At 62.7% G+C, this 1,869-nt stretch carries 1 protein-coding gene; it reads left to right on the top strand.

All coding sequences use genetic code 11. The features are described 5' to 3' along the window. The coding region (gene putA, locus AACG97_RS00125) for a bifunctional proline dehydrogenase/L-glutamate gamma-semialdehyde dehydrogenase PutA (protein ID WP_338463217.1) at nucleotides 1–1,869 on the top strand (1,869 nt) is incomplete at both ends.

Below are 1,869 nucleotides of genomic sequence, written 5' to 3'. Positions count from 1 at the left end.
AGGCCCGACTGCCGCAGTCGCTGGGCGAACAGGCGCACAAGCTGGCGTATCAGCTGGCGGAAAAACTGCGCAACCAGAAGACCGCCAGCGGCCGCGCCGGCATGGTGCAGAGTCTGCTGCAGGAGTTCTCCCTCTCCTCACAGGAAGGGGTGGCGCTGATGTGCCTGGCGGAAGCCCTGCTGCGTATTCCGGATAAAGCCACCCGCGATGCGCTGATCCGCGACAAAATCAGCAACGGCAACTGGCAGTCGCACATCGGCCGCAGCCCGTCGTTGTTCGTCAACGCCGCCACCTGGGGGCTGCTGTTTACCGGCAAACTGGTGTCGACCCATAACGAGACCAGCCTCTCCCGCTCCCTGAACCGCATCATCGGTAAGAGCGGCGAACCGCTGATCCGCAAGGGCGTGGATATGGCGATGCGCCTGATGGGCGAGCAGTTCGTCACCGGCGAAACCATCGCCGAAGCGCTGGCTAACGCCCGCAAGCTGGAAGAAAAAGGGTTCCGCTACTCCTACGATATGCTCGGCGAAGCGGCGCTGACCGCCGCCGACGCTCAGGCCTATATGGTCTCTTATCAGCAGGCGATCCACGCCATCGGCAAAGCCTCCAACGGCCGCGGCATTTATGAAGGGCCGGGCATCTCCATTAAGCTCTCCGCGCTGCACCCGCGCTACAGCCGCGCGCAGTATGACCGGGTGATGGAAGAGCTTTACCCGCGTCTGAAATCGCTGACCCTGCTGGCGCGCCAGTACGATATCGGCATCAACATCGACGCCGAAGAGGCCGATCGCCTGGAGATCTCCCTCGATCTGCTGGAAAAACTCTGTTTCGAGCCAGAGCTGGCCGGCTGGAACGGCATCGGTTTTGTTATTCAGGCCTACCAGAAGCGCTGTCCGTTTGTTATTGATTACCTGATTGACCTCGCCACCCGCAGCCGCCGTCGCCTGATGATCCGTCTGGTGAAAGGCGCCTACTGGGATAGCGAAATCAAACGCGCGCAGATGGAAGGCCTCGAAGGCTATCCGGTCTATACCCGCAAGGTTTACACCGACGTCTCCTACCTCGCCTGCGCGAAGAAGCTACTGGCGGTGCCGAACCTGATTTACCCGCAGTTCGCTACCCACAACGCCCATACCCTGGCGGCTATCTACCAGCTGGCGGGCCAGAACTACTACCCGGGCCAGTATGAGTTCCAGTGCCTGCACGGCATGGGCGAACCGCTGTACGAGCAGGTGGTGGGCAAAGTCGCCGACGGCAAACTGAACCGGCCGTGCCGGATCTACGCCCCGGTGGGCACCCACGAAACGCTGCTGGCGTATCTGGTGCGCCGTCTGCTGGAAAACGGCGCCAATACCTCTTTCGTCAACCGTATCGCGGACAATACCCTGCCGCTGGACGAGCTGGTGGCCGACCCGGTCAGCGCAGTAGAAAAACTGGCGCAGCAGGAAGGCCAGGCCGGCCTGCCGCATCCGAAAATCCCGCTGCCGCGTGATCTCTACGGCAGCGGCCGCAGCAACTCCGCCGGTCTCGATCTGGCGAACGAGCACCGTCTGGCCTCCCTCTCCTCTTCCCTGCTCAACAGCGCCCTGCATAAATGGCAGGCATTGCCGATGCTGGAGCAGCCGGTGGCCGAAGGCGAAATGCAGCCGGTGGTTAACCCGGCAGAGCCGAAAGATATCGTCGGCTACGTCCGCGAAGCCAGCGACGCCGAAGTGCAGCAGGCGCTGACCAGCGCTATCAACAATGCGCCGATCTGGTTCGCCACCCCGCCGCAGGAGCGCGCCGCCATTCTTGAGCGCGCCGCGGTGCTGATGGAAAGCCAGATGCCGACCCTGATGGGGATCCTGGTGCGCGAGGCGGGTAAAACCT

This window comes from Pseudomonas sp. Nvir (assembly GCF_963778085.1).
Classification (GTDB): domain Bacteria; phylum Pseudomonadota; class Gammaproteobacteria; order Pseudomonadales; family Pseudomonadaceae; genus Aquipseudomonas; species Aquipseudomonas juntendi.
This window is presented reverse-complemented; position numbering and strand designations above follow the sequence as displayed.